The sequence below is a fragment of the Pseudomonas sp. GW821-FHT09E12 genome (assembly GCF_059416085.1).
The window spans coordinates 269,839-289,021 of the sequence record NZ_JBWKOM010000002.1 but is presented as its reverse complement, the minus strand read 5'-3'; the positions used below and the strand labels follow the sequence as shown (position 1 = coordinate 289,021).

Annotated in this window: 17 protein-coding genes; 11 read left to right on the top strand and 6 right to left on the bottom strand. The window is 64.1% G+C overall.

The genetic code is table 11. The features are described from left to right. Positions 1–90: 90 nt before the first annotated feature. Positions 91–387 (top strand): hypothetical protein, encoded by a 297-nt coding sequence (locus AC07PQ_RS06425; RefSeq protein WP_007925020.1) that lies wholly within the window; start codon positions 91–93, stop codon positions 385–387. Between the two features lie 187 nt (positions 388–574). Here AC07PQ_RS06425 and AC07PQ_RS06420 read toward each other — a convergent pair whose 3' ends face one another. Further along, positions 575–2,935: a DNA polymerase II gene (locus AC07PQ_RS06420; protein ID WP_493185322.1), complete on the bottom strand. Its 2,361-nt coding sequence runs from the start codon at positions 2,933–2,935 to the stop codon at positions 575–577. A gap of 569 nt (positions 2,936–3,504) precedes the next feature. Between AC07PQ_RS06420 and AC07PQ_RS06415 the strand changes: the two genes are divergently transcribed. Beyond that, complete coding sequence (locus AC07PQ_RS06415; RefSeq protein ID WP_009043285.1) at positions 3,505–3,834, top strand: hypothetical protein; 330 nt, start codon at positions 3,505–3,507, stop codon at positions 3,832–3,834. Positions 3,835–3,981: 147 nt separating this feature from the next. Here AC07PQ_RS06415 and AC07PQ_RS06410 read toward each other — a convergent pair whose 3' ends face one another. Beyond that, positions 3,982–4,626, bottom strand: coding sequence for a hydrolase (locus AC07PQ_RS06410; RefSeq protein WP_493185092.1), 645 nt, complete (start codon positions 4,624–4,626; stop codon positions 3,982–3,984). Positions 4,627–4,801: 175 nt separating this feature from the next. Between AC07PQ_RS06410 and AC07PQ_RS06405 the strand changes: the two genes are divergently transcribed. From AC07PQ_RS06405 to AC07PQ_RS06390, 4 genes are all read left to right on the top strand, one after another. Next, positions 4,802–5,704 (top strand): LysR family transcriptional regulator, encoded by a 903-nt coding sequence (locus AC07PQ_RS06405; protein WP_085530488.1) that lies wholly within the window; start codon positions 4,802–4,804, stop codon positions 5,702–5,704. A 372-nt stretch (positions 5,705–6,076) separates the two neighbouring features. After that, positions 6,077–6,736 carry a methyltransferase family protein gene (locus tag AC07PQ_RS06400; RefSeq protein WP_493185093.1) on the top strand — a complete coding sequence of 220 codons (660 nt, stop codon included), beginning with the start codon at positions 6,077–6,079 and terminating at the stop codon, positions 6,734–6,736. Between the two features lie 480 nt (positions 6,737–7,216). Then, a complete protein-coding gene (locus tag AC07PQ_RS06395) occupies positions 7,217–8,581 on the top strand; it encodes a glutamine synthetase family protein (protein WP_493185094.1) in 1,365 nt (454 codons plus the stop codon). Positions 8,582–8,638: 57 nt separating this feature from the next. Then, positions 8,639–9,952 carry an NAD(P)/FAD-dependent oxidoreductase gene (locus AC07PQ_RS06390; protein ID WP_493185095.1) on the top strand — a complete coding sequence of 438 codons (1,314 nt, stop codon included), beginning with the start codon at positions 8,639–8,641 and terminating at the stop codon, positions 9,950–9,952. An 86-nt stretch (positions 9,953–10,038) separates the two neighbouring features. Here the strand turns inward: AC07PQ_RS06390 and nadE are convergent, their stop codons facing one another. From nadE to AC07PQ_RS06375, 3 genes are read right to left on the bottom strand one after another with little or no spacing between them, the layout of a single operon-like run. Further along, positions 10,039–10,866 carry an NAD(+) synthase gene (gene nadE / locus AC07PQ_RS06385; RefSeq protein WP_493185096.1) on the bottom strand — a complete coding sequence of 276 codons (828 nt, stop codon included), beginning with the start codon at positions 10,864–10,866 and terminating at the stop codon, positions 10,039–10,041. Position 10,867: 1 nt separating this feature from the next. Next, positions 10,868–12,097: a nicotinate phosphoribosyltransferase gene (gene pncB / locus AC07PQ_RS06380; protein ID WP_101337524.1), complete on the bottom strand. Its 1,230-nt coding sequence runs from the start codon at positions 12,095–12,097 to the stop codon at positions 10,868–10,870. A gap of 9 nt (positions 12,098–12,106) precedes the next feature. Then, positions 12,107–12,754, bottom strand: a complete 648-nt coding sequence (locus tag AC07PQ_RS06375; protein WP_053260646.1) for a nicotinamidase — start codon at positions 12,752–12,754, stop codon at positions 12,107–12,109. A 184-nt stretch (positions 12,755–12,938) separates the two neighbouring features. On the opposite strand from AC07PQ_RS06375, the gene AC07PQ_RS06370 reads away from it, so the two are divergent. The 4 genes from AC07PQ_RS06370 (at position 12,939) to AC07PQ_RS06355 (ending at position 16,759) form a co-directional block, all read left to right on the top strand. Continuing rightward, the gene (locus AC07PQ_RS06370; RefSeq protein ID WP_007924997.1) at positions 12,939–13,484 is read left to right on the top strand and encodes an adenylyltransferase/cytidyltransferase family protein; all 546 of its coding nucleotides are present in this window, start codon (positions 12,939–12,941) and stop codon (positions 13,482–13,484) included. Between the two features lies 1 nt (position 13,485). Then, positions 13,486–14,193, top strand: coding sequence for an NUDIX hydrolase (locus AC07PQ_RS06365; RefSeq protein ID WP_493185097.1), 708 nt, complete (start codon positions 13,486–13,488; stop codon positions 14,191–14,193). 7 nt (positions 14,194–14,200) lie between these two features. Continuing rightward, positions 14,201–14,707, top strand: coding sequence for an NUDIX hydrolase (locus AC07PQ_RS06360; protein ID WP_493185098.1), 507 nt, complete (start codon positions 14,201–14,203; stop codon positions 14,705–14,707). 213 nt (positions 14,708–14,920) lie between these two features. Then, a complete protein-coding gene (locus tag AC07PQ_RS06355; RefSeq protein WP_493185099.1) occupies positions 14,921–16,759 on the top strand; it encodes a flavin monoamine oxidase family protein in 1,839 nt (612 codons plus the stop codon). A gap of 75 nt (positions 16,760–16,834) precedes the next feature. Here the strand turns inward: AC07PQ_RS06355 and AC07PQ_RS06350 are convergent, their stop codons facing one another. Further along, positions 16,835–17,737: a LysR family transcriptional regulator gene (locus tag AC07PQ_RS06350; RefSeq protein WP_007924992.1), complete on the bottom strand. Its 903-nt coding sequence runs from the start codon at positions 17,735–17,737 to the stop codon at positions 16,835–16,837. A gap of 101 nt (positions 17,738–17,838) precedes the next feature. On the opposite strand from AC07PQ_RS06350, the gene AC07PQ_RS06345 reads away from it, so the two are divergent. Beyond that, positions 17,839–19,062 (top strand): aspartate aminotransferase family protein, encoded by a 1,224-nt coding sequence (locus AC07PQ_RS06345; RefSeq protein ID WP_493185100.1) that lies wholly within the window; start codon positions 17,839–17,841, stop codon positions 19,060–19,062. Positions 19,063–19,183 lie beyond the last annotated feature (121 nt).

The window sequence follows — 19,183 nt, the reverse complement described above, 5'->3', positions numbered from 1 at the left end:
CCCTGCCCCGGCGTGCCATACGCTAAGCTTCAGCGCTAATGGAACCACTGCCACACTCGTGCTTCTGCCTGTTTCCCGAAGGAGTCCACAATGAAAAAAATCCTCCTGAGCTGCGCCCTGTCGATCGTTGCCAGTGCCGCCCACGCCGAAGGCATCCCGCTGTTCAACGTCGACTGCCCGGGCAATATTCCGGTCAGCGCGGAGGAAGGGGGACCGGTGTTCATCAACGGCAAAGAGGCCCAGACCAAGACCGTCAACGAGCGCTATTTCGAGGCCAAGGGCTCGGGCATCACGGTGGACATCAGCGTGGAGGACGACGACTCGGTGGTCGTGACCTACAGCGGCAAACAGGGTGCCAGCGGCATTTGCACCTCGGTCGACGACTGAGCCAACTCACTCACGTGTAGCCGCTGCCGAGCCTGCGAGGCTGCGATCGGCAGCGCAGCGGCCGCAGCAGGGGCATCGCGGTTACCCTGACTCAATGCATTCTCAGGTTTTGCGCCTGCTGCGTCGGAATGCCGCCCAAGTCGTTCGCAGCCTCGCAGACTCGGCAGCGGCTACGACGAGACGCCTCCTAGAACAACCCCATCTGCCCACCCACCAGGGTGCTGAAGTCGTCCTGCACGAACGGCAGGATGGCATCCGCCACCGGCTGCAATTGGCGGGTCACGTAGTGATCGTAATCGATGGCCGCGGTGCGGTTTTCCAGGGGTTCGGGACCGGCCAGGGTGATCACGTAGCTGATCCAGCCACCGTTCTGATAACGCTGGGGCCGGCCCTGCCGCTGGTTGTATTCGTCGGCCAGGCGCGCGGCGCGCACATGGGGCGGCACGTTGCGTTCGTAATCGTCCAGTTGGCGACGCAGGCGCTTGCGGTACACCAGTTGCTCGTCCAGTTCGCCGGCCAGGGTGCGCCGCACGTAGTCGCGCACATAGTCCTGGTACGGCTGGCGGTGGAAGATCCGCTGGTACAGCTCCTGCTGGAACTGCTGGGCCAGCGGCGACCAGTCGGTGCGCACCGCTTCCAGGCCCTTGTAGACCATCTCCTGGGTGCCGTCGGCGCGGGTCACCAGGCCGGCGTAGCGCTTCTTGCTGCCCTCCTCCGCGCCACGAATGGTCGGCATCAGGAAACGGCAGAAGTGGGTTTCGAATTGCAGCTCCAGGGCGCTTTCCAGGCCGTACTCATCGCGCAGGTGATCGCGCCACCACTGGTTGACGTGCGCCACCAGCGCGCGGCCGATGCGCGTGGCGTCCGCCTCGGCGTGGGCGCTGCCGAGCCAGACGAAGGTCGAGTCGGTGTCGCCGTAGATCACCTTGTGGCCCTGCGCCTCGATCAACTGGCGGGTGCGGCGCATGATTTCGTGGCCGCGCATAGTGATCGACGACGCCAGGCGCGGATCGAAGAAGCGGCAGCCGCTGGAACCGAGCACACCGTAGAAGGCGTTCATGATGATCTTCAGCGCCTGGGACAGCGGCGCGTTGTGTTCGCGTTTCGCCACTTCGCGGCTCTCGGCGACCCGGGCGACGATCGAGGGCAGGCAATGCCGGGTGCGGGAAAACCGCGCGCCGCGAAAGCCCGGCACCGATTGCTCGTCCGTTGGGTGGCGCAAGCCTTCCACCAGCCCCACAGGATCGATCAGGAAGCTGCGGATGATCGACGGGTACAGGCTCTTGTAGTCCAGCACCAACACCGACTCGTACAGACCGGGCCGCGAGTCCATGACAAAGCCGCCGGGGCTGGCTTGCGGCGGCTTCTCGCCCAGGTTCGGCGCGACGAAACCCTGGCGGTGCATCAGCGGCATGTACAGGTGGGTGAAGGCCGCCACCGAGCCGCCGTTGCGGTCGGCCGGCAGGCCGGTGACGGTGGCCCGTTCGAGGAGAAAGGTGAGCAGCTCGGTCTTGGCGAAAATCCGCGTCACCAGCTCGCAATCCTTGAGGTTGTAGCGCGCCAGGGCGGGCTTGTCCTCGGCGAACATGCGGTTGATTTCGTCCATGCGCTGGTAAGGGTTGTCGATCGACTTGCCTTCGCCGAGCAGGGTCTGGGCGACGTTTTCCAGGCTGAACGACGGGAAGCTCCAGGTCGCCGAGCGCAGGGCTTCGATGCCGTCGATGATCAGGCGCCCGGCGGCCGCAGCGAAATAATGGGTACGGCTGCCGTGTTCGCGCCACTGCATCTCTTCGCCGCCGCGCCCCAGGCGCAAAGGCACCGCCAGGCGCCGCGCGTGTTCGTGCAGCACCCGCAGATCGAACTGCACCAGGTTCCAGCCGATGATCGCATCCGGATCGTGCCGTGCCAGCCACTGGTTGAGCCGTTCGAGCAACTGCTCGCGGCTGGCGCAGAACTCCAGGTCGAAATCCACTGCGCTGTCGTCCTCGCGAGCGCGACCAAGCATGTACACCTGGCGCTGGCCGCAGCCTTCCAGGGCGATGGAATACAGCTCGCCGGTCTCGCTGGTCTCGATATCCAGCGACACCAGCTTCAACGCCGGCCGGTAGTCCGGCGCCGGTTTCATCTGCGCCTCCAGCAGTATCCCGCCCTCGCCCGGGGTGCCGCCGAACCACACCGGCGCGGTGATGAAACGCTCCATCAGGTAGCGCTCGGGCGGCCGCACATCGGCCTCGAGCACCTCGACCCCGGCGCGGCGCAGGGTCTTGTCGAGGCGGATCAATTGATTGTGCTGCGGGCAGTACAGGCCGAGCACCGGGCGGTGCTGGAAGTCGCACAGGCCCAAGGGGCGCAATTGCACATCGCGGTCGTCGGCCAGCAGGCGCCGGGCCTGTTCCTGCTGTTCGGCGGGAATGAAGGCCACGGAGGTCTGCACCGGCAAGCGGATCTGGCGCGGCCCGGCATCGGTCGCCAACCAGAACTCGACTTCCGTGCCTGCCGGCGTGTCACGCCAATGCCGGGTCAGGACGAAGCCTTGCTGTAAATCCACCACTGCAACCTCAAGCACCTGTTTCAAGGCCTCGATTCTACCTGTCCTCGGTCGCGATAGCCCGTTCCGCTCATGTGCCGAAAGGTTTTGTCGGACAAAATGTAGTGCTTGAAAATTTTCACTACAAAACCGTTGACGAGGCGAATTTGCCCTTGCATGATGCAGGCGTCTCCCCGATCGGGAGACTTGGCAAAGGTGTTATGAGCAAGCTCGTCTGACCGCCGAGCTGTTAACCCGGATGTGTACTGCCCACAAGGCAGATTGATGAAACTGACCTGGCATGAACGTCCAGTACAAAGGGCGGGAAGCTGGCGAAAACTCCTCAAGATGCTTGTGGCCGAAACTGAAAACTTCGGCAGCTTGATCCAGGTTTACGCTGCTTCTCTTCGTTGTGACGCTATTGCGTAGCAGTTAATCAAGACGACTACACGCATCAGGCTCTGGGCCTTATCTGTATCCGACAGACACCCTCTGTCGCCCTGTTTCCGGTATCAGGGTTCAACTTACCGATGTAGCGATATCAATTAGCGACTCAACTAGATAGATCGAAATGGTCAAGGGGCTTACAAATGAATCTGAACAATCAACCTACTATTGATGAACTGTCTCATCTGTTCGCGGCACAGAAAGACAGCCATGACAGCCATATCCTGTGGATTGCCAAGTCTGGCCAGGTCCATATCGACTGCCTGTCGCCCCACGCCCATGAAGAAGAGTTCGACAAGAACAACCAGGACCTGCTGGCCCGCCTGAAAATGTACCGCCGTGGCCAGGGCTACGTCGGCAAGAAGGCCGCCGCCGACAGGGACTTCATCGGACGGGTATTCGATACCCTGAAGAATGAATGGCAATCGCTGCAGAACAAGTCGGAAGTTCGGGTGATTGACCGGTTCTGCTAAGTGCAACTTGTCGTTGTCGCTGATCAACCGTTGATCCATTAAATAAAAAGGGACGCTCCAATAAGAGCGTCCCTTTTTTATTGCAACTTGCCAGTTAGTTGGATGACGCGGTGTTTCTGCTAAACCGCGTTACCCTTGGCGGCAGACTTACTTGACCTGCCGCTGCGGCGCCTTGTGCACCATGGTGTAGGCGTAATCCACACCCATGCCGTAGGCGCCGCTGTGCTCGCGCACCAGGTCCATCACCGCGTCGTAGGTGTCCTTGTGCGCCCAGTCGCGCTGGAACTCGAGCAGCACTTGCTGCCAGGTCACCGGCACCGCGCCGGCCTGGATCATGCGCTGCACCGACATGTCGTGGGCTTCCTGGGTGGTGCCGCCGGAAGCGTCGGTGACGATGTACACCTCGTAGCCTTCGGCCAGGGCTTCCAGAGCCGGGAAGTTCAGGCAGACCTCGGTCCACAGCGCGGCCATGATCAGTTTCTTGCGCCCGGTGGCCTTCACCGCGTCCACCAGTTTCTTGTCTTCCCAGGAGTTCATCGAGGTGCGCTCGATCGGCTGATGGTCGGGGAACACGCTGAGCAGTTCCGGCCAGATGTAGCCGCTGAAGCTCTCGGTTTCCACCGAAGTGAAAATGGTCGGCACATTGAAGATCTTCGCCGCCTTGGCCAGGCCCACGGTGTTGTTCTTCAGGGTCTGGCGGTCGATCGACTGCACGCCGAAGGACATCTGCGGCTGGTGGTCGATCAGGATCAGGGCGGAGTTGTTTGGGTTGAGCAGTTCACGGATAGACATGGCGCGTTCCTTTTGCTGTCGAGTGGGTTCAAGCGTTGAGTTGCACAATTCGGGAGCTCGGCGCGGGTTCCGCTGGGGAGGCTTTGCTGCCGGCTTGGTGGCTAATTTAGGGGTTGATATAAAAAGCAACAATTCCCTAAAATTGAGAATCATTGATTCCAAAAATGGGACAGTCATGGATCGCATCGAATGCATGCGCGCGTTTGTCGTCACGGTCGATGCCAACGGCTTCGCCGCCGCGGCCCGGGCCATGGACGTGCCGCGCTCGAAAGTCAGCAAACAGATCCAGGCGCTGGAGGAAGCCATTGGCGTGCAGTTGCTGCACCGCACCACCCGCAGCCTGCACCTGACCGAAGCCGGCGCCGAGTACTACGAGTCGGCGCGGGAAGTCCTGGCCGCCGTGGACGAAGCCGAACAACGGGCGCGGGACGGCATCGGCGAATTGCGCGGGGTGCTGCGGGTCAACGCGCCGATGTCCTTCGGCCTGCGTCGCCTCGGGCCGCTGGTGCCGCTGTTTCATGAGCAGCACCCGAACATCGAATTGCAGCTGGTGCTCAGCGACCAGCAAGTGGACCCGGTGCGCGGCGGTTTCGATGTGACCATTCGCATCGCCAGCCTGGCCGACTCGTCGATGGTCGCCAAGCTGCTGGCCCCGGCCCCGCGGATCATGGTGGCCTCGCCGGATTACCTGAAGCGCGCCGGCACCCCGCAGACGCCCCGCGACCTGACCGCCCACCAGTGCCTGAACTACGGCTACCTGCAAAGCGGGGTCAGCCTGCAGTTGAGCAACGGCAAGGACACCCAGCGCGTCCATGTCACCGGCCCGCTGCACGCCAACAACGGCGACCTGCTGGCCCAGGCCGCCGAGGCCGGAATGGGCATCGCCCTGCTGCCCGACTTCATCGTCGCCGACGCCCTGGCCGCCGGCCGCCTGGTGCCGGTGCTGTGCGAATGGCAGGCGCCGCCGATCAGCATCCACGCGGTGTACCCATCCGCCCGGCGTGTGCCGCAGAAGACCCGGGCCTTTATCGAGTTCCTGGTCGCCCAACTGGCGGAGAAACCGCCTGTGCATCCGTAGGTGATCCAGGCGAGATGGGGTGTCAGATACACCGCCTCGCGGGCAAGCCTCGCTCCTACAGAAGCCGGGAACACCATGGCGTCCCTGTAGCCGCTGCCGAGCCCGCGAGGCTGCGATCGGCACCGCAGGGGCCGCAAAACCAGGCACCGCGTTCCTACAGGCAAACCGCATGCGCAGGTTTTGCGAGGACTTCGTCCTCGAGCGCAGCCTCGCGCTGCTCGGCAGCGGCTACAGACATGCGTGAACACCCCCTCTTCTGTAGGAGCTAGGCTTGCCGGCGATGCAGGCGACGCGGTGCCGCGGGCGACCTGGGCTGTCTCGGCGATGGACCTACACTGAAGGCATACACCTCGGCATTCGTGAGGGGCCATCATGCGTAATTCTCCCCAACTCGCGGCGCTCAGCCTGATCGCTACCCTCGCCTACCTCGGCCTGGCCATCCTCGGCATGGGCGGACCGGTGGCGTTTTTCTCCCACCCGGCGCTGTGGGTCATCACCCTGTCCCTGCTGGCCATGGCCTTTGTTGCCCAGTTCAGCGAAGGCAACCTGAGCCCCGGCAAACAGGAAGACCGGGAAAATCGCTGGGTCCTCGTCGCCTTCGGCATCCTCGGGCTGTTGCTGGCCTTTCTCCCCGCCTATACCGACCGCCTGCACTTCTGGACCTTTGGTAGCGCCGACGTGCGCTGGTTCGGCGTGGTGTTCTTTATCGGCGGCGGCATATTGCGGCTGTGGCCGGTGTTCGTGCTGGGCAAGCGCTTCAGTGGCCTGGTGGCGATCCAGCCCGGCCACCAGTTGGTGACCACCGGTATCTACGGCACCCTGCGCAACCCGAGTTACCTGGGGCTGTTGATCAATTGCGTGGGCTGGGCCCTGGCCTTCCGCTCCGGGGTCGGCCTGCTGCTGACCGCCTTGATGCTGATCCCGCTGATTGCCCGCATCCACGCCGAAGAAGCCTTGCTGCACAAAGAATTCGGCAAGCAATACGACACTTACTGCACCTACACCTGGCGCCTGGTGCCGTGGGTTTACTAAGGATTTTTTTCGCCGTGCTGCCGGGGGCGGTGTTAAATATTTTGTGACGCGCCCCTTGGCAGCGAGGACCAGTCCCGGTAAAACGGTGAGCCTCACTTGCACGAAATGTCCGTGAATTCTTGACGAGATCCGCCGGCCGATGAACGCCTTGTGTTGCCGCCCGCCCTGCCAGCCCCACGCTTCTGCCCCGTGCAGCCGCTTCGGCATCGGCATTGGAACGGCAACAACGCAGCGCACCCACGGCGATCTCCACGGCAACCCCGGGTCCCGGCGATGAAACTGCTGGTCAACCTGCCCATGGCCCTGTGCCGCTCCCGCCTGCGTCATTCCTCGCGCCCTCCGGACCTCTCGCTTTCGCTCTGAACGCGCCCCTCTGCGCGTCGAGCCTTGCCGCCTTGCTATCTGCCATTGCAACCGGGCCCTGCCGGCGCCGCTGCATGAACCGAACCTGCGCGCCGCCATGGCGCAAGCGAGAGAACCATGAAATTTGCAGCCCTTGACGAGGCCCGTAGCTTCCTGGCCGCCAACCCCGATATCGACATGATCGAGCTGTTCATCCTCGACGCCAACGGCGTGCCGCGCGGCAAGCTGTTGCACCGCGAGGAACTGCTGGCGGTCTATGAAAGCGGCCGGCCACTGCCCAGCACCATCCTCGGCCTGACCCTGCAGGGCGACGACGTGGAAAACTCCGGGCTGGTCTGGGACGTCGGCGATATCGACTGCCGCGCCTACCCCCTGGCCGGCAGCCTGGTGCGCCTGCCGTGGCGGCAGATCCCCACCGCCGCGGTGCAGGTCAGCATGCACCCGCAGGAAGGCCTGCCCGCCAGCATCGCCGACCCGCGCCACCTGCTGATCAAGGTCATCGACCAACTCAAGGCCGAGGGTTATCACCCGGTGATGGCCTGCGAGCTGGAGTTCTACCTGCTGGACGCCAAGCGCGACGGCAACGGCCGCCCGCAACCGGCACTGGACGCCGACGGCGGCCGGCCACGGCACACCCAGGTCTATGGCCTGCGCGAACTGGAACAGATCGAACCCTTCCTCGCCGACCTCTACGCCGCCTGCAAGCTGCAAGGCATCCCGGCGCGCACGGCGATCTCCGAATACGCCCCGGGCCAGGTGGAAATCACCCTGGAACACGGCGACGCCCTGGAGGCCATGGACCAAGCGGTGCGCTACAAGCGCCTGGTCAAGGCGGTGGCCCACCGGCACGGAATGCAGGCGACCTTCATGGCCAAGCCCTTCGATGACCTGGCGGGCACCGGCATGCACATGCATGTGAGCATCGCCGACGCCGAGGGCCACAACCTGTTCGCCGCCGAAGACCCGGCCGGCACCCCGCTGCTGCGCCAGGCGGTGGGCGGCATGCTCGCGTCGCTGCTCGACTCGCTGCTGCTGTTCTGCCCCAACGCCAACTCCTACCGCCGCTTCCAGGCCAACAGCTACGCGCCGCTGGCGCCGACCTGGGGCGTCGACAACCGCACCGTGAGCCTGCGGGTACCGGGCGGTCCGGCCAACAGCCGGCATATCGAGCACCGCATCTGCGGCGCCGACGCCAACCCCTACCTGGCAGCGGCGGCGATTCTCGCCGGGGTCCATCGCGGCCTGCGTGAGCAGCTCGATCCGGGCGATCCGGTGCAAGGCAACGGCTATGCCCAGGCCAGCGAACTGCTGCCCACCGACTGGTTGACCTCGCTGACCGCCCTGGAGAATTCCACCTGGGCCCGCGACGCCCTGGGCAGCGAATTCCTCGGGGTCTACCTGGCGGTCAAGCGCGCCGAATACCGCCAGTTCATGGCCGAAGTCGGCGAGCAGGACTGGCGCTGGTACCTGACCCAGGCGTGACGCGCTGGCCGGCGTCACGGCGCCGGCCCGGCCCCAACAAAAATTCGAGAACAGCCCATGACAGCCGCACTCAATCCGGTCACACCGGCAGCCGAACGCTGCCCTTCGTATTACAGCGCCACCCTGAATCAGGAAACCCATTACCCGACCCTGCAAGGCACTCATCAGGTCGACGTGGTGATCATCGGCGGCGGTTTCACCGGCGTCGCCAGCGCCGTGGAACTGGCGGAAAAAGGCCTGAAAGTGGCCATAGTCGAAAGCCACAAGATCGGCTGGGGCGCCACCGGGCGCAACGGCGGCCAGGTCACCGGCAGCCTGTCCGGCGACGAGGCCATGCGCAAGCAGATGCGCCGCACCCTGGGCGACGAAGTCGACGATTTCATCTGGCAACTGCGCTGGCGCGGGCACCGGATCATCCGCCAGCGCGTGGACAAATACGCCATCGCCTGCGACCTCAAGCACGGCCACCTGCATGCTGCCTACAAGCCCAGCCACCTCGCCGGCCTGCGCGCCGACTACGAAGAAGCGGTGCGCCGCGGCATGGGCGATGAGGTCAGCCTGCTGGACAAGCAACAGCTGCGCGAGGTGCTGGACAGCCCGCTGTACCACGGCGCGATCAAGAACACCCGCAACCTGCACCTGCATCCGCTGAACCTGTGCATTGGCGAAGCCCGCGCCGCCGAAAGCCTCGGCGCGCTGATCTTCGAACACAGCGAGGTGCTGCAGATTGTCCACGGCGAACGCCCGGCGGTGATCACCGCCCAGGGCCGCATCGACGCCAAGCAGGTGCTGCTGGCCGGCGACGTGTACCACAAGCTGGAGCCGAAACAGCTCAAGGGCAAGATCTTCCCGGCCATGGGCGGCATCGTCACCACCGCGCCCCTGGGCGACCTGGCCAAGCGCCTCAACCCCCAGGACCTGGCGGTCTACGACTGCCGCTTCGTGCTCGACTATTACCGCATGACCGCCGACGGCCGCCTGCTGTTCGGCGGCGGCGCCAACTACAGCGGCAAGGATTCGCGGGACATCGCCGGCGAACTGCGCCCCTGCATCGAACGCACCTTCCCGGCGCTCAAGGGCGTGACCATCGACTTCCAGTGGAGCTGCGCCATGGGCATCGTGATCAACCGCATCCCGCAACTGGGCAAGCTCTCGGACAACGTCTGGTATTGCCAGGGCTACTCCGGGCACGGCATCGCCACCAGCCACATCATGGGCGAGATCATGGCCCAGGCTATCACCGGGCACCTCGAGCACTACGACACCTTCGCCGCCTGCCAGCACATCCGCGTACCCTTCGGCGACCAGCTGGGCAACCCGATGCTGGCGGCGGGCATGTGGTACTACCAGATGCTCGAACGGTTGCGCTGAGGCCCCAACCTTCCTCGTATCCGTAGGAGCGAAGCTTGCTCGCGATAGCGCCCTTGAGACCGCCATCGCCGGCAAGCCAAGGCGGGTCAGGCAGGGGTGCGCGGCAAGGCGCGTTTGTGGGCGGTGCGGTGGTAGGCGGTTTCGATCAGCTGGCGCACGGCATCGGACACCGGCTCGCCCATCAGGTAGGCGTCGATCTCGGCGTAGCTGCAGCCATAAGCCGTTTCGTCCAGTTTGCCCGGCGCCAGTTCTTCAAGGTCCGCCGTGGGAGCCTTGTGCACCAGGTGCCCGGGAGCGCCAAGCGCCTCGGCCAGCGCGCGCACCTGGGTCTTGGTCAGGCCCGACAGCGGAGCCAGGTCGCAGGCACCGTCGCCGTACTTGGTGAAAAACCCCATCAGGGCCTCGGCACCGTGGTCGGTCCCCACCACCAGGCCGTTGCTGAAGTTGGCGACCGCATACTGCGCCAGCATCCGAGCCCGCGCCTTGACGTTGCTCTTGGCGAAGTCGGCCAGTTCGGCCGACGGCTGCAAGCCATCGATCCGCACCTGGCTCATCAGACCGTCGACACTCTCGGCAATGTTGCAGGTGCTGACCGAGTCCGGGCGGATAAAGTCCAGGGAGGCCTGGGCATCGCTTTCGTCAGCCTGGCTTTTATAGGGCAGGCGCATGGCGATAAACCGAGTGTCGTGCCCTGCCCCGCGCATCTGCTCCACCGCCAGCTGGCACAGGCGGCCAGCGGTCAGGGAATCGACGCCGCCGCTGATGCCCAGCACCAGGGCCTGGCCGCCGGACTCGCGCAACACCTGCTGGATGAAATCCACGCGCCGGACGATTTCCGCGGCTTCGTCTCCGCGCGCCAGTTGCCGATCGATGCCCAGCTCCCGGGCAATTCGTTCTTGGGTTTGGCTGCTCATATCAGGCCTCCAGGGGCGAGTTACTGAGGTTGACGTTGAACACCTGCGCCGCGTACCTGAGGAACGACGGGTCTTCGCAGACGTTCTTGATCGGGTCATCGGAAAACTTCACCACCGGTTCGCCATGCACTCGCACCAGCTTCATCACGATGCTCAGCGGCTCGACGCCTTCGACATCGCAGGCCAGGCTGGTGCCCATACCGAAACCGAACCGGGCCTGGCCACGCACGTGACGCAGGATCGGCAGGCATTTCTCGAAGTTCAGGCCGTCGGAGAACATCAGGTCCTTGGTCCGTGGGTCGATGCCCAGTTCCCGGTAGCGGGCCAGGACCTTGTCGGCCCAGGCAATCGGGTCCCCGGAATCCTGGCGCAGGCCGTCGTAGAGCTTGGCGAAGTACAGGTCGAAGTCCTTGAGGAAGAAGTCCGTGCTGATGCAGTCGGTCAGGGCAATGCCCAGGCGGCCGCGGTATTCGCGCACCCAGTTTTCCAGCGCCGTGTTCTGGCTCTCCCGCAGCCGTCCCAATTGCTGGTGCACCATCAGCCACTGGTGGGCCATGGTGCCGATCAGCGGCAGGTCGAACTCGTAGGCCAGGTGGGCATTGCTGGTGCCGACGAAGACCCCGGGGAAGTCGCTGCGCATGATCTTCACCACCTCGCGCTGGGCCTTGAACGACAGGCGCCGACGCGTAGAGAAGTCCGAGACCCGCAGCTCGGCGAGTTCTTCGCGGCTGGCGTTGTTCTCCAGCCATTCGAATTTCCGATAGAGCCGGCGGGTGACGTCCGCAAGCTCCACCTCCGGATACCTGTCGCGGTTGCGCAACTCACTGACCATGGCCAGCACCGGCTGTTCGAACATGATGCAGTGCAACATCGGGCCGCGGACGCGAATGCTCAGTTGGCCATCGACCGCCGCCACGTGGATGTAGCGCAGGTTGAAACGGAACAGGCCGAGAAACTGCTCGAAGTCCGGGGTCAGGTACTCGCGAAAACGCTTGTTGAACAGAAAGCGCTGTTCGCCTTCGCGCATCTGCAGGCTGGCGAGCTTTTCCAGTTCCTGGCGGATCTCCGGGATCAGATGCACCAGGGACTCTCTGGAGCGGACGATGAACTGGTATTCCACATCGACATTGGGGTGCTGGTGCAGCACCGCCTGCATCATGGTGAAGGTGTAGTAGTCGGTGTCCAGCAGGCCCTGGATCACGCCATTGTTACGGTCAAATGCACTTTCCATGGTGACTCCTCAGGCACTGGCCAATCTGGCGGTTTCTTCGCGGGTCGCGGCCACCGCGATACCCGCTTGTTGCATCTCGTCGATCGCCTGGGTGGCGCCCTCTGCGCTGATGGCGCGGCATGCCGGCAGATGGATGATCACCTTGAAGCCGGCGGCGGCCAGTTGCAGAGCGGTGGTCTTGACGCAGAAATCCAGGGCCAGGCCGCCGACGATGACCCGTTGCACACCCTGGCTGTCGAGGTATTCGATGACCCCGGTGGACAGCTTGCCGTGCAGGTCGTGGTAGCAGGCGCCGTAGGGGTGCAGGTCCGGCTCCACGCCCTTCCAAACGAAGTAGTCGTAGTCATAGGGCGTCGGCAATTCGTCCAGCAGGGCGAACCCTTCGGTGCCCGGTACGCAGTGGCTGACCCAGGTCAGGTCGGCATGCTCCAGGCCGGTGGGCTGGAGCATCTGCCCGGGCTCGTTCACCACCCAGGGGGCCTGGGGGCTGTGGGCGTCCTTGCTGCCGATGCGCAGGCTGGCCAGGGTCGCCATGAAATTCAGCTCGCCACCGATGCGGTCGCCCTCGGCCACGGGCAGTTCGTCCGGGCACAGCGGGGTAAAGCTCTTTTGTGCATCGACATCGAAGGAAGCGGTCTTCATCGTTTGGCTGTTCATGCTGGTTCTCTCCTTTGCACGGAACATAAAGTACATGTCATATACTTTCATGACAACCCCCTTTGACTCCGCTTTTTATTTCATCGATCCAGATCAAACACTATAAATAGTGCATGACATGCCAATTCTCTGCACGCACAAGCAATGATAAGGTACACGTCATGTACCAATGCAGGAGATGCAGATGTTTGAACTGGCCCTCTATGGCGGTGCCTTCAACCCGCCCCACGCCGGTCACGCCCGGGTCATGCTTGAAGCCGCCCGCCACGCCCGGCGCGTGCTGGTAGTCCCCAGCTTTCGCCATCCGGACGGCAAGCGCATGGCCGACTTCGAGCAACGGGTGAACTGGTTGCAGGCCATCACCCGGCATCTGCAACCCGAGTGCCCCGCCGAACTGGCAGTGAGCCGCCTGGAGCAGCAACTGGGCCTGGCCGATCCCGCCCCGGTCTACAGCTACACCCTGCTGCAACGGCTGGCGGACGACCTGGCTCTGGACGGCAAGCGCATTGCCTTGGTGGTGGGTGAAGACGTGGCGCGCCAGTTGCCCGGGTTCCATCGCGGCGAGGAGTTGCTGCAGCGCTTTTCCATCCTGCGGATCGAAGAACAACCGGGGGTGCGCAGCAGCGTGTTGCGCCAATGCCTGGCCCGCGGCGAAACCCCGCCAAGCCAATGGCTGGCACCGGGCATGAATCCGCTAAACTACGGCCTCTACGCCGTCCACGGAAGTTGATATGCCCGATCGCCCCCTCTCCCCCAGCGCCTACCTGCACACCATCGACCTGTGCCTGCTGCGCTATAACCGCGAACGCTCCGAGCTGGAAATCCTCCTCCATCAACGCGACAGCGAGCCCTTCGCCGGGCACTGGGCCCTGCCAGGCATCGTGGTCAACGGCGATGTCGAGGACCGCAGCCTGAATGATGCGGTGCAGCGGCTGCGGCGCTCCAGCAAGGTGGACATGCCCCTGGCCTGGCTGGAGCAGGTGGGCACGGTCGGCGACGCCTTTCGCGACCCGCGCTGCTGGTCGTCCTCGACCTTCTACCTGGGGATCGTCAGCGAGCCGGTGGAGGCCGGCCCGCAGCAGGGTTTCTTTACCCTCGGCGACGTGGCCAGCGGCAGCTTCAAGCTGCCCTTCGACCACAACAGCCTGGTGGCCCAGGTGCACGAGCGGCTGTTTTCCAAATCCCTGTACAGCAGCCTGCCGTTGATGTTTCTCGGCAGCGAGTTCAGCGCCCCCGAAGCGGTGAGCATCTTCTCCCTGGTGCTGCAACGGCCAGTGCTCAAGACCAGCATCCGCCAGCGCCTGTTGAAGATGAGCGAAGCCGGTTACCTGCGCGAGACCGGACGCAAGAAAAGCGGCGACGGCGGCCGGCCGCAAGCCACAGTGGAAAATCTCAAGCTCGCCGAGCTGTACCTGTTCGATCGCTGTTTTCTGGAGTGATACCCCCATGAGTTCCATCGCCGACAACCAGTGCCTGCTGGAAACCCCGTATTTCAAGGTGGTCCGTGAGCAGGGCTACTTCATCATCAAGGAACCCCGGGCGGTGAACGGCGTGGTGGCCGTGCCGACCCTGGCCGATGGCCGGCTGATGCTGGTCAACCTCAAACGGCGGGCCATCGACGGCCAGTCCATCGAGTTTCCCCGCGGCGCCATCGATGCCGGGGAAAGTGCCGTTGACGCCGCGGCCCGCGAATTGCTGGAGGAAACCGGCTGGCAGGCGTCGCACGTTCGCGAACTGGGCCTGCTGCACAGCAATACGTCGCTGATCGCCAGCGCGGTGGCGGTGTGTCAGGTGCAGATTGCCGAGCAACAGGCCGCCGCCACCGATGGTGAAGTGGACCATCTGCTGTGGGTCAGTCGCCAGGAATTGATGACGATGATCGCCACCGGCCGGATCACCGACGGCCACACTTTGTCGGCGGCGATGATGCTGCTGGCCAGCGAGTCGGCCTGACGCCAGCCAGCCCTGCTGCCGGTCCTCCGGCACCAGGGCATCGGGCATCAAACCTTCCTCTTACGCTATTGCGCTGCTGCCCCGCACGGGCACAACCCCCGCCCGCCCCTATGCACCCCGGAATCTGTTCTAGGCTTGAACCTCTGGCGACTATTGATTTAGAGCCATCGAGCAAGTGGAAACACATGGAAATGACTTTCAAGGAGAAACCCCATGTCTGCGATTCCTTCCAGAACCAACCGCTCTCCCCTGCGCATGAACAAGGACGTCACCGCGCTGATTCCGGACTTCCCCTTTCACTACGCCAAATATCTGCAGAGCGCGGCTAATCGAAAGCTGCCTCCCTGCCAGGTGGATCCGGCGAACTATGGGCAGAAAGTGCTGATCGTCGGGGCTGGCGTCGCCGGTCTGGTCGCCGCCTATGAGGCCATGCGCATGGGCCTGCACCCGGTGGTGGTCGAAGCCTCCGAGCGCATCGGCGGACGGCTCTACTCCAAGCTCCAGGGCGACCCCGAAAACCCGGGCAACCAGGTGCTCTGTGAACTGGGCGCGATGCGTTTTCCAGTGTCCGGCAAGGCGCTGTTCCACTACTTCCGCAAAGTCGGCATGACCGACAACTCGGCGGACTTTCCCAACCCGGGGACTGCCGCGGCGATCAGCACCGTGGTCGATTACCGCGGAAAAAAAACCTATTACGAAGTGGACGGCAACCCCGACTTTCCAAAACCACCGGAATACACCGAACTGGAAAACCAGTTCTTCGATAACTTCCTGGAAACCTACGATTTCACCGCCATGGAAAGGGCAATGACCGAAGGCTCCATCAGTCAACAGACGATCAAGAAGCTGTGGAACGCCATCATCAAACCCCAGTCGGGAACCAGCGGCGACGATGTCAGCTTCTACGCCGCGCTCCTGGAAAACTCCGGCTGGAGCAAGGCCGATATCGACCTGTTCGGCCAGATCGGCTTCGGCACCGGCGGCTGGAACACCGACTACCCCAACAGCATCCTCGAACTGCTGCGCGTGCTGTACACCGGCCTGGATGCCGACCATCAACTGATGTTCGACGGCTCCTCCAGCCTGCCGCAACGTCTCTGGTCGAAGACCCCGAAAGAGCTGGGGGACGCGATGCTGCACTGGGGCGCGGACACCACGGTCGAAGCGCTGTCGCGCGAGGTATTCGCCGACCCGTTCCACAAGGAGGTGCGACACATCGAACGCCAGCCGGATGGCTCCTTCCGCGTCTCCATCACCGATACCCGCACCCGGCAGACCCAGCAGTGCGACTTCCCCAGCGTCATCTACACCCCGCATGTGCGGATCCTCGACAAACTGCGCTACTCGGGAAACCCGCAAAGCCTTCCCGCCATGGACAGCCTGCTGCCCATCGATACCTGGGAAGCCATCATGTACACCCACTACATGCAGTCGGCGAAGATTTTCGCCGCCACCCGGCGCCCGTTCTGGAATGACCCGGTGGCAGAGGGCGAGCAACGCAAGATGAGCATCACCCTCTCCGACCGCCTGACCCGCGGCACCTACCTGGTGGACTACTCGGCCAGCAAGGGCAAATACAGGGGCAGCGGGATCTTCCTGTCCTACACCTGGAACGACGACGCCCTGAAGTTCCTCGGCGACCGCCCCGCGCCGCTGCCGCAGCATGTCGATCTGTGCACCAACCTGCTGGCCAACCTCTACCCGGATATCAAGCTCAACGAGCAATACAGCACGGTCAATGCGGTCGTGGAACACAACTGGGAAGACCAGCCGCTGTACCTGGGCGCCTTCAAAATGAACCTGCCAGGGCAGTACGAATATCAGCGCAGGATCTTTTCCCAATTCATGAGCGGCATCGGCACGGACAATCCCGATCGCTTCATCCTGGCCGGCGATGATGTGTCCTGGACCGCCGGCTGGGCCGAAGGCGCGGTCACCACCGCGATCAATGCGCTGAACAAACTGGCGGTCTGCTTTGGCGGCGGCAGCCAACCAAACAATCCGGGGCCGGTGGAGTCCTGGGACAGCCTGAAGCCTGTCGAACTGGCTTGACCGAACCTGCGTGAACCCGACCCCGTCGCTGCCAGACCGGCACGGCGGGGTCTTTGTTTCATGACCTGGCGCTGCTTAGCGCCCCCATTTCTCCAAGGCGAACTCAACGAAGCTGCGCAGCTTGGGCAGGCGGTAACGGTCCTGGGCGTACAGCAGGTGCATCGCTCGCAAGGGCAATTGATAGTCCTGCAACACAGGCACCAGCCGCCCCTGTTGCAGGTCCTCCTCCACCAGGGCATCGGGCATCATCACCACCCCCAGGCCACCCCGCGCCGCGCGGTGCAGGCCGGACGAAGTGTTGGTCAGCAGCGAACCGGACACCGGGATCAGTACGTCCCCCTCGGGCCCACTTAACGGCCATTGAGTGGCGGTGGAGCTCCACTCGTCACCGGCCGGATAGGCGAACGCCAGGCAGTTGTGGTGTTGCAGGTCCTCCGGGACTTGCGGTGTACCGCAGCGCTCCAGGTAGTCCGGCGCGGCGCAAATGGTCAGGGTGTAGTCCTCCAGGGGCCGGGCGATCAGCGACGTGGTGTCCAGGTTGCCCAGGCGAAAAGCCACGTCGAAGGCGCCGTCGATCAAATCGAAGCGCTGGTTGGCCAGGGTCAGCTCCACCTTGACCTGCGGGCAGCGCTGCTGGAATTCGCTCAGCGCCGGCGCCAGGCGCTCGGTGCCGAAGGTCAGCGGCGCGGTGATGCGCAGGGTGCCGGACGGCTCGCCCTGGACCTGTTCCGCCATGCGCTCGGAGTCCGCCACCAGCCCCAGCACCGCCAGGCAACGCTGGTAATACTCGGCGCCGAACTCGGTCAGGCGCTGGCGCCTTGTGGTGCGGCTGAGCAGGCTGACCCCGAGGCGCTGCTCCAGGGCCCGCAAGTGATTGCCAACCATGGTGGTGGACAGGCCGCACTCACGGGCGGCGGCGGTCATGTTCCCCGCCTCCACCACCTTCACATACACCGTCATCGCCTGGAACAGATCCATTATCAACCCTGACTTCAAGATGATTAAAGAATTGACGAGTTTATCTAGCCAGGGTGGCTAACGATACTGCCAGCACACCCCACTCGATGGAGCGACCCGTCATGACCGCCACCTGCCTGATGAGCACCTATCAACCGCTGCCCCTGAGCTTCACCCACGGCCTGGGCACCCGCCTCTGGGACCAGGCCGGCCGCGAATACCTGGACGCGGTGGCCGGTGTGGCGGTGACCGGCATCGGCCATTCCCATCCCAAACTGGTCAGCGTCATCCGCGAACAGGCCGGCCTGCTGCTGCACACCTCCAACCTGTACAGCATCGACTGGCAACAGCGGCTGGCGCAGCGGCTGACCCGCCTGGCCGGCATGGACCGGGCGTTCTTCAACAACTCCGGCGCCGAAGCCAACGAGACCGCGCTGAAGCTGGCACGGCTGCACGGCTGGCACAAAGGCATCGAGCGGCCGCTGGTGGTTGTCATGGAACACGCCTTCCACGGCCGTACCCTGGGCACCCTGGCGGCCAGCGACGGGCCGGCGGTGCGCCTGGGCCTGAACACACTGCCCGGGGATTTCCTCAAGCTGCCCTTCGGCGACCTGGCCGCCCTGGAGCAAGCCGCGCAGGCCCACGGCCCGCGTATCGCCGCGGTGCTGATGGAGCCGATCCAGGGCGAAAGCGGTATCCGCCTGGCCCCGCCCGGCTACCTGAAAGCCGTGCGCGAACTGTGCAGCCGGCGCAACTGGCTGCTGATGCTCGACGAGATCCAGACCGGCATCGGCCGCACCGGCCAGTGGTTCGCCTGCCAGCACGAGGGTGTGGTCCCGGATGTGATGACCCTGGCCAAGGGCCTGGGCAACGGCATCCCCATCGGCGCCTGCCTGGCCCGGGGCAAGGCCGCGCAGCTGTTCACCCCCGGCAGCCACGGCAGCACCTTCGGCGGCAACCCGCTGGCCTGCCGGGTGGCCTGCACCGTGCTGGAGATCATCGAGGAACAAGGCCTGCTGGCCAACGCCAGGCGCCAGGGCGAGCATCTGTTGCAACGCTTGCGGGTGGAGTTGGCGGATCACCCGCAGGTCCTGCAGGTGCGCGGCCTGGGCTTGATGATCGGCATCGAGCTCAAAGCCCCGCAGCGCGAGCTGGCGCTACGGGCGGCGCAGGATCACGGACTGCTGATCAACGTGACCCGGGGCACCACCATCCGCCTGCTGCCAGCGCTGATCATCGATGAACGGGAAGTCGAGATGATCGTGCGCGGGGTCAGCCGGACGCTGCAAAGCGCTGAAGGTGATGGCGGTGCAGCAAAAGAGGCAGAAATGCTGGCAGTGTCGTGACCGATGCCTGATGGTCAGCTGAACTCAGGCGAGGTGAGTTAGAACGCTATCGCGAGCAAGCTCGCTCCTACAGAAGCCTGTATGTTTCTGCAGGAGCGAGCTTGCTCGCGATGCGCTATCA

What these genes read in the sequence shown, in the direction of transcription:
- AC07PQ_RS06425 (WP_007925020.1), top strand. Translation starts at nt 91, where the DNA reads ATGAAAAAAATCCTCCTGAGCTGCGCCCTGTCGATCGTTGCCAGTGCC.
- AC07PQ_RS06415 (WP_009043285.1), top strand. Translation starts at nt 3,505, where the DNA reads ATGAATCTGAACAATCAACCTACTATTGATGAACTGTCTCATCTGTTC.
- AC07PQ_RS06410 (WP_493185092.1), bottom strand. Translation starts at nt 4,626, where the DNA reads ATGTCTATCCGTGAACTGCTCAACCCAAACAACTCCGCCCTGATCCTG.
- AC07PQ_RS06405 (WP_085530488.1), top strand. Translation starts at nt 4,802, where the DNA reads ATGGATCGCATCGAATGCATGCGCGCGTTTGTCGTCACGGTCGATGCC.
- AC07PQ_RS06400 (WP_493185093.1), top strand. Translation starts at nt 6,077, where the DNA reads ATGCGTAATTCTCCCCAACTCGCGGCGCTCAGCCTGATCGCTACCCTC.
- AC07PQ_RS06395 (WP_493185094.1), top strand. Translation starts at nt 7,217, where the DNA reads ATGAAATTTGCAGCCCTTGACGAGGCCCGTAGCTTCCTGGCCGCCAAC.
- AC07PQ_RS06390 (WP_493185095.1), top strand. Translation starts at nt 8,639, where the DNA reads ATGACAGCCGCACTCAATCCGGTCACACCGGCAGCCGAACGCTGCCCT.
- nadE (WP_493185096.1), bottom strand. Translation starts at nt 10,866, where the DNA reads ATGAGCAGCCAAACCCAAGAACGAATTGCCCGGGAGCTGGGCATCGAT.
- pncB (WP_101337524.1), bottom strand. Translation starts at nt 12,097, where the DNA reads ATGGAAAGTGCATTTGACCGTAACAATGGCGTGATCCAGGGCCTGCTG.
- AC07PQ_RS06375 (WP_053260646.1), bottom strand. Translation starts at nt 12,754, where the DNA reads ATGAACAGCCAAACGATGAAGACCGCTTCCTTCGATGTCGATGCACAA.
- AC07PQ_RS06370 (WP_007924997.1), top strand. Translation starts at nt 12,939, where the DNA reads ATGTTTGAACTGGCCCTCTATGGCGGTGCCTTCAACCCGCCCCACGCC.
- AC07PQ_RS06365 (WP_493185097.1), top strand. Translation starts at nt 13,486, where the DNA reads ATGCCCGATCGCCCCCTCTCCCCCAGCGCCTACCTGCACACCATCGAC.
- AC07PQ_RS06360 (WP_493185098.1), top strand. Translation starts at nt 14,201, where the DNA reads ATGAGTTCCATCGCCGACAACCAGTGCCTGCTGGAAACCCCGTATTTC.
- AC07PQ_RS06355 (WP_493185099.1), top strand. Translation starts at nt 14,921, where the DNA reads ATGTCTGCGATTCCTTCCAGAACCAACCGCTCTCCCCTGCGCATGAAC.
- AC07PQ_RS06350 (WP_007924992.1), bottom strand. Translation starts at nt 17,737, where the DNA reads ATGGATCTGTTCCAGGCGATGACGGTGTATGTGAAGGTGGTGGAGGCG.
- AC07PQ_RS06345 (WP_493185100.1), top strand. Translation starts at nt 17,839, where the DNA reads ATGACCGCCACCTGCCTGATGAGCACCTATCAACCGCTGCCCCTGAGC.